This window comes from Methylocaldum sp., from assembly GCF_039794385.1.
Classification (GTDB): domain Bacteria; phylum Pseudomonadota; class Gammaproteobacteria; order Methylococcales; family Methylococcaceae; genus Methylocaldum.
This window is the reverse complement of record NZ_JBDIVO010000233.1, coordinates 1-7,626: the sequence shown is the minus strand read 5'-3', so window position 1 is coordinate 7,626 and position 7,626 is coordinate 1. Positions and strand designations below refer to the sequence as shown.

Annotated in this window: 6 protein-coding genes and 2 pseudogenes; all 8 read left to right on the top strand. The window is 56.6% G+C overall.

Translation table 11 applies throughout. The features are described from left to right. Window positions 1-372, top strand: a pseudogene (locus ABJK70_RS17210) (hypothetical protein); the annotation flags it as partial. Window positions 373-552: 180 nt separating this feature from the next. Beyond that, on the top strand, window positions 553-1,524 hold the full coding sequence (locus tag ABJK70_RS17205) for a glycosyltransferase family 2 protein (RefSeq protein WP_347258572.1): 972 nt from the start codon (window positions 553-555) through the stop codon (window positions 1,522-1,524). Between the two features lie 113 nt (window positions 1,525-1,637). Further along, window positions 1,638-2,045 (top strand): annotated as a pseudogene (locus ABJK70_RS17200) (integrase core domain-containing protein); the annotation flags it as partial. 58 nt (window positions 2,046-2,103) lie between these two features. Then, window positions 2,104-3,084 (top strand): glycosyltransferase family 2 protein, encoded by a 981-nt coding sequence (locus ABJK70_RS17195; protein ID WP_347258571.1) that lies wholly within the window; start codon window positions 2,104-2,106, stop codon window positions 3,082-3,084. Window positions 3,085-3,261: 177 nt separating this feature from the next. After that, window positions 3,262-4,053 (top strand): class I SAM-dependent methyltransferase, encoded by a 792-nt coding sequence (locus ABJK70_RS17190; protein ID WP_347258570.1) that lies wholly within the window; start codon window positions 3,262-3,264, stop codon window positions 4,051-4,053. A gap of 52 nt (window positions 4,054-4,105) precedes the next feature. Continuing rightward, window positions 4,106-5,182 (top strand): glycoside hydrolase family 99-like domain-containing protein, encoded by a 1,077-nt coding sequence (locus tag ABJK70_RS17185; protein ID WP_347258569.1) that lies wholly within the window; start codon window positions 4,106-4,108, stop codon window positions 5,180-5,182. 74 nt (window positions 5,183-5,256) lie between these two features. Beyond that, window positions 5,257-5,895 (top strand): class I SAM-dependent methyltransferase, encoded by a 639-nt coding sequence (locus ABJK70_RS17180; RefSeq protein WP_347258568.1) that lies wholly within the window; start codon window positions 5,257-5,259, stop codon window positions 5,893-5,895. A 191-nt stretch (window positions 5,896-6,086) separates the two neighbouring features. Next, entirely contained in the window at window positions 6,087-7,562 is a 1,476-nt protein-coding gene (locus tag ABJK70_RS17175) for a lipopolysaccharide biosynthesis protein (protein ID WP_347258567.1), read from the top strand. Window positions 7,563-7,626 lie beyond the last annotated feature (64 nt).

Genomic DNA, 7,626 nt, shown 5'->3' with positions numbered 1-7,626 from the left:
GTGGACGGCCTGCTGATCCTGCAGGCCAGCAACTGCAACGACCAGATCCCGGCGAAAGTCTATGAGTATCTGCGTGCGGGCCGCCCCATCCTGGGATTGACCGACCCCTCAGGCGACACGGCTGCACTGCTGAAGCGGGCGGGGGTAAATCATGTTGCCCCTCTGGATTCGACTGCGGAAATCGCAGAAGGACTCCAACAGTTCCTCGCCGCGATCAGGAGCGGAACGGAGCCCGGGCCCGACCTCAATTTCGTGAGATCCGCTTCGCGGCGCCAGAGAACCGCTGAACTCGCTCAGCTCCTGGATGCGGTAACCGCCGGCGGAGCAAAGACACAGCCTGAGAGGACCAATGCCACCACGGCTGTCGATTGACGCGGATAGCTTGGCGACCGTTAACCGGGTTCTCTGGCTGACAGCCGTCTCTCACGAGCTTCGCTTCGCATGGAGCTTGTTATTCCGCATCGTTCAACGATTAAATCCGACCTCCAAAAGGCCAGTAGTGGACGCCGAGAGGCCACGAGAGAAGACTCTTCGAACATAACCCGACGAGTCATGATCGCCGTCGTCATTCCATACTTCCAGCGCGAACCCGGAATCCTCCAGCGGGCCCTGCGGTCCGTGTTCGCGCAAGAGGGTATCGCCAACGTCGAAGTTGTCGTGGTCGATGACGCCTCCCCGATCCCGGCCGGAGGGGAGTTGAAAGCGATGGGACAACCCTTAACGTTTCCGGTCACTATCATTGAGCGCATCAACGGAGGCCCGGCGGCTGCGCGCAACACCGCACTGGACAACCTTCCCGTCGCAACCCGGTACGTTGCGTTTCTGGACTCCGACGACCAGTGGTCCCCCGATCATCTCGCAAACGCCGTCAGTGCCCTTTCCGCCGGATACGATGTCTACTTCGCCGATCATCTGCAACTGGGAGCTGACCTTTCCGCGTTCCAGCGCGCAGGGCGCATCCACCCAGATCAACATCCCGTCATTGACGCGGGCGTAACGCTTCGAGCGTTTGACGGCGACATGTTCCACCAGATCATGACCGGCAACGTGATCGGCACGTCGACGGTCGTCTATGACATCAGAGTACACAAAGCCCTTCGATTCCGAACGGAGTTCACCCATGCCGGCGAAGACTACCTGTTCTGGATGGAGCTGGCGCGCAATGGTGCGCGATTTGCGTTCTCCACCCGAACCGAAGCGGTGTATGGCAAAGGCGTAAACGTGTATGCAGCGTCAGGATGGGGAACCGAGCAGAACTTGCTTCGAATTCAGAATGAAATACGGTACCGCAAGTTTACCAGCAAGCTGTTCCCGGTGACACCGGAGCAAGCAGCGGTACTTTCGACCAAGGTCCGCGAACTTCGGCTGGCCTTCATGAGCAATCTGCTGCATCTGCTAGCGCATGGCAAAGGCATTCCAACAGCCATCCTGCGTAATCAGTTCGCCCTCGACCCGGTTACATTTTCCAGCGCCGTTCCATTGGTCTGCAAACTCATGTGGCAAAAGAGCAGGGGGAAATCTTGAAAGAATAAACAGATACTGAGGACGTTAGTCGGTGCAATGAGCTTCTGACCTGCCCGGATTTTTCGTACCACGGATAACTTGAGAGAATGGCTCCCATGCTTGAGGAGATTTGGGCTCCCGTTGACAATGTGGCCGGCTCGATCCGCTCGGCCCGGGTGATCGAGGTGCTCGCCCGCCTGGTGAGCACCCGCGGCGCCCCGGCCTACCTGCGCTCGGACAACGGTCCGGAGTTCGTCAGCCAAGCGATCCTCCAGTGGATCGCCGAGGCCGACATCCAGCTCGCCCTGATCGACCCGGGCAAGCCCTGGCAGAACGGCACCGACGAGAGCTTCAACGGGCACCTGCGCAAGGAGTGCCTGAGCGTGGAGTGGTTCCGCTCGCGCCGCGAGGCCAAGATCATCATCGAAGCTTGGCGCCAGCACTACAACCCGGTGCACCCGCATTCTAGCCTCGCTTACCGGACCCCCGTAGAATTCCGACGACACCACGAATCCATCTACCCGGGGGGCATCCTCAAGTAACCACTGGTCCGAAGATCCCAGGGCAGGTCACTCCACGCTGTTGTTCGCGAAGATCCCAATGCACCCTAAGATAACCATTATTATTCCTTTTTTTCAGCAGACGAAGGGGCTTCTCCGTGCATGCGTCGAATCAGCTCTAGGCCAGCGCGGGATCGAGAACTACGAGGTAATCGTGGTCAACGACGGATCGCCCATATCACCACATGATGAACTAGAGGATCTCATCCCTAGCCACGTTGGGAATCTTCGCGTTGTCGAGCAGGAGAATCGTGGGCCAGGGGCCGCACGGAATGCCGGCCTAGATAGATGCTCTGACGATACCGAGTATGTCGCGTTTCTTGATTCTGACGACGAATGGATGAAATGCCACCTTGCGAATGCTCTTTTCGCACTTCAGTTGGGCTATGACTTCTATTTCTCAGACTTCTATTTCCCAGCATTCAAGGGCAAAACCGCCTTTGAAAGGGCGGGAAAGATTCCATTAACGCAGCACAATTGCATCAGTGTCGAGAGAGAACTCTACGAGTATCGCGGCGAGATGCTGGACCAGATTTTGGTCACGGGGAATGTAATTGGAACATCCAATGTGGTGTACCGCTTTGCTAAGTATAGGCAACTTCGATTCAGGGAAGAATTCTTTAACGGGCAAGACTATCTCTTCTGGCTTGATTTTAGTCGTCTAGGTGGGTCGTTCGTGTTTTCTGCGAAAAAGGAATGTAATTGTGGGACGGGGATCAATATCTATTCTGGTGCAACCTGGGGAACAGAGCGCTTACTTGGGCGGCTTAGAAATGAGCTTAGGGTATGGAAGTTCGTGGAAAAAGAGTTTCAACTTCGCGGTGATCGACGTCGCGCCAATAGGGCACGAATTCAAAAAATTCAAGAGAGCATAGTTAGGGACTTGTTACATCGGATCGTAAAGCGCGAACGCATAAAGGTTGACCTGTTAATAGACCTGATGAGACTTGACCCCATGCTGCCTTTTCTGGCTGCCCCAATATCTTTAAAAATTATTCGTGACCGATTTCGGCGACATTAGAATGGCGCACCGAAAAGTGTGTAGCCGCGAAATGCGCTAATCTTTGGCACCCGGTTCTAGAGGGCTACCGTGCCCAAGACAATTCATCGTCAGGAACCGCATTAATTTCAGAATGCTCAGACAGTGAAACCGAGGATTACAAAAACAGACATTGCCCTAGTCTTAGGCATATCGGTCTTGCTTTTAGGAATGGGTATTACGGGTTGGTTGTTCATCGGCGAGGTGACTCTGATCATTCTGAGCACCCTTTCTGTAGCTGTGATTGTATTTTTTCTTCTCGAAGTCTACCGCAGGCTCAGCGAAGAGCGTCGGGACGATCTGGCCCGTCAACAGAAGCAGCGCAGTAGGAACTATGAACAGATTGAGGCCCTATTCTCCCTGTTCTTCACGCTGAAGCCCACCTTGCCTCTTCCAGCCACCAGAGGATGGGCTGCATCACCAGATTTCCTGAAGAAGCTGATGGAACTGATTCTCACGACGAAGCCTGGTTTCGTCGTGGAAGCTAGCAGTGGCGTCTCTACACTTGTGATTGCTTATTGCTTAAAGCGGTTGGGCGCGGGTATGTTGGTTTCCCTTGAACACGAAGCCAAGTACGCCATTGCCACTCGGAACCTGCTCTCATTTCACCACCTAGGGGAATTCGCGACGGTTGTCCATGCGCCTTTGAAGGAAATCATGATCACTGGTCGTAAGTGGCTCTGGTACGACACCGATAGCTTTAAGATCGAACAACCGATCGACCTGCTGGTGATAGACGGACCTCCAAAGGAAATTCAGAAGCTATCCCGGTACCCCGCGCTACCACTTCTCTACGCCCAGCTGAGCGACAAATCCACAATCATCTTGGACGACGGCCGGAGGGATGACGAGAAGGAAATAGTCACACTCTGGGAGAAGCAATTCAGCAGTCTTTTTTCAGAATACTTCGATACGGAGACAGGCGCTTATGTTTTAAGGAAGATTGATTAAAAAAATGCATTCGTCCTGCAATTAGTCACGACCTCCCCTTGCCCGGCCCACGATGGCCACGGATATCAAAGTCATTGCCTTTTATCTGCCGCAGTTTCACCCCATCCCGGAAAACGATGAGTGGTGGGGTAAGGGATTCACCGAATGGACGAACACCGCAAAAGCGAGGCCCCTCTTTCGGGGTCATTATCAGCCTCATGTTCCTGCTGATCTCGGCTTCTACGACCTTAGGCTTCCCGAAGCGCGGCAGGCGCAGGCCGACCTGGCAGCCGAGTACGGACTGTTCGGATTCTGCTTTTATCACTACTGGTTTGCAGGGCGCCGCCTCCTCGAAACGCCCGTTCAGGCAATTCTGGACTCCGGTCAGCCCGATTTTCCGTTTTGTTTGTGCTGGGCCAATGAGAGCTGGACCGGGATATGGCACGGTGCCCCCGAGCGCGTGCTCCTGGAGCAGACCTACCCCGGCGACGCAGACCATATCGAGCATTTCGGCTTTCTCGTGAAGGCATTTTCGGATCCACGTTACATCCGGGTGGACGGAAAGCCGATGTTTGTTATTTATCGTCCATGGGAGATTCCGGGCGTCGCCGCACTCACAGAGCTGTGGAACCGCCTGGCCCGGGGATCGGGATTGCCGGGTTTATATCTGGTCGCAGTTCGTGGGGCGAACAGGAAGTGGAACCCCGGGGAGCATGGTTTTGACGCCACGGTAACACCCAGGATCCCGGTTCGCCGGCCGGTGGTGTCCTGGCGGGAGCCGCTCAAGAAACTGCGATTCAAGCTCCAGGAAATTCGACGTCTGCCGACGATCTACAGCTATTCCGACGTGGGGGACATGCTGCTTGAGAACCCTGGGACCGAGCGAATCGACTATCCCTGTGTTGTGCCGAACTGGGACAATACGCCCCGGTCCGGAGCTGATGGGCTTGTGTTAACCGGATCAACGCCCCGGTTATTCCGACGCCACCTCCGGAAAGCGCTCGACCTTGCCGACCAGCTCCCCGAAGGAAAAAGGATAATTTTTGTGAAGTCCTGGAATGAGTGGGCTGAAGGAAATCACCTGGAACCCGACTTGCGATATGGTCGTGGCTATCTCGAAGTGATCAGGGACGAACTCGCGGGAAACTAAAGGTCCATGCACTCGGAGCCAGCGGGGGTATAGGCCCAGTGGATTACGTCTACGGGCACGACTGTCGTCGAGAGATGTTGCCATTCGTTCCGGCGGATGTGATCCGCGTCCTCGAAGTCGGGTGCGGAACCGGCGCCTTCGGCGCTGCTCTCAAAGCCGCGAGGCCCGTTGAGGTGATTGGCGTCGAATCCTCGGTTGTCGCCGCTGAACGTGCGGCCCAATGCCTCGACGATGTGATCACTGCGGATATCGAACAGGATCCGTTACCTCTACCTTCGGCCTATTTCGACTGCCTCGTTCTCAATGATGTCCTGGAGCATTTGCGCGACCCGTGGGGGGCGTTACAGAACCTCTCGGCCTACCTTCGCCCCCATGGCTACGCGGTCGCCTCCATCCCCAACATGCGCCATTTTGAGGTGATGAAATCGCTGTTGCTCCACAGGGACTGGACGTATACGAAATGGGGCGTCCTCGATCGCACGCATCTCCGGTTTTTCACGTTACGCACGATCCCTACGCTGTTCGAGCAATGCGGATACAGAATGCTGCGTCTCGAGGGAATAAACGGCGGTCGTTTTCCTTGGAAGTTTGGCATTCTCAACTGCTTGTCGCTGAATGCGCTCGATGATATGCGCTACCTCCAGTTTGCCTGCGTTGCCCAGCTGCAACCCCCGCCCGACGCCTCAAGCGAAGCCGATCGCCGGTCCGCGTAAAATGCTTGAACCAACCCGCCCCTCGAGGCCGGCTCACCCCCGTTTCCTCTGCCACGTTCCCGGATTGCTGTGAATGTTTCACCAGTGCTGGCCCACCTGAACCGGTGGCACGGCACCCCGGTAGGCTGGGTACGAGAACGGAAGCGGGAGTTTTAATTCCGAGACGAGCAAGACAGATCGAAAAATAACCAATGAGCAGCAGTCCAAGCGTCCGCCGCTCCCTGGCCTGGTCCCTTCTCCAGCGCTACGTTGCCTTCCTGATCGGCATCGGCACCACCATAATCATCTCGCGCCTTCTGACGCCGGCGGAGATTGGCATCTACTCGTTGTGCGCAGCCATCGTGGCGATCGCCCATGTCATGCGTGATTTCGGAATTGGCGAGTACATCATCCAGGAGAAGGATCTAAATCGATCCCGGCTGAAGGCAGCGTTCGCACTCGCCATTCTGACGGCATGGACCGCCGCGGTCCTCCTGTTGTTGCTGCGAGGGATTGTCGCGGATTTCTACGATGAGCCCGGACTCCGCGCTGTCCTGAGCGTGCTGGCGCTCAATTTCATCCTTTTACCTTTCGGCACACCGGCGTTTGCGCTGCTGAGCCGTGAACTTGCGTTCGACCGCATTTTCGTGATCACTACCGTCGGCACGGCGGTCCAGTCGATCTGCGCCGTTTCTCTCGCGGCACTCGGATTCAGCTACATGAGCCTTGCGTGGGCGAGTGTGGCGTCCTCACTTTCGATCTTCCTGCTCTGTACGTATTTTCGTCCCGGTGATTCCTGGATACTGCCAAGTCTTCGTGGCATCGACAGGGTGTGGCGTTACGGCCTCGCAGCAGCGGGATCCAATGTGCTTATCAACATCGGTCATCAGGCCCATGAATTCATCATCGGCCGGTCGTTCGGTTTTCACGATCTGGGCATTTTCAATCGGGGGAGCGGGCTGCTGATGCAGTTCAACACCAATATTCACCACGCCATCATCCGCGTGGCAACCCCCACCTTCGCTGCCCATCATCGTTTGGGCGGCAGCCTCGCGGACCACTACACGCGAGGCGTGTCTCTTTACACCAGTATCGCCTGGCCCTTTTTTTCATTCGCGGCTGTGATGGCGCTGCCGATCATGCGGCTTTTCTTCGGGCTGCAGTGGGACGAGGCCGCGCCCATCGCACGCCTGCTTGCCGTCGGCTTTTTCATCGGCGCGGTCTCGGCTATTGCGCCCAGCCTGCTGGCGGCGACCGGCAACGTTAGGGCGAACCTTAGAATTCAATCGTTCCTGATGCCGTTGCGTGTCGTGGTAGTGCTCGGCGCAGCATTCATAGGGCTCAAGGCCGTTGCGGCGGGAATTTCATTGTTGTCTTTAGTCGGCTTGGCCCTCTACACATCGCAGGTGAGCCGGATTGCCGGCGTACCGTTTGCGCATATACTTGGGGCAACCCGGAAAAGCGCCGTCGTCACGGTCGTAACCATGCTTCCGGCAAGCCTCTTCCTGCTGCTGGCGGGCCCGGCGCTGGATAGCAATCCTTGGCTTGTTCTGGTAGCTGCGCTTCTCACCGGCCTGGCTTGGCTGGTTGCGGTCTTCGTTCTCAGGCATGAGGTCGGCGATGAAGTGCGGCGAGCAATGGGGTCTTTGCGGCGCCTTGCCGGCAATGCGACTGGCAGGATTAAATAGGGGCCGAGAGAGCGCGCACTTCGGCGGGCGCAATTTTCGATAGCGGGTACCTCGGGCAAGACCT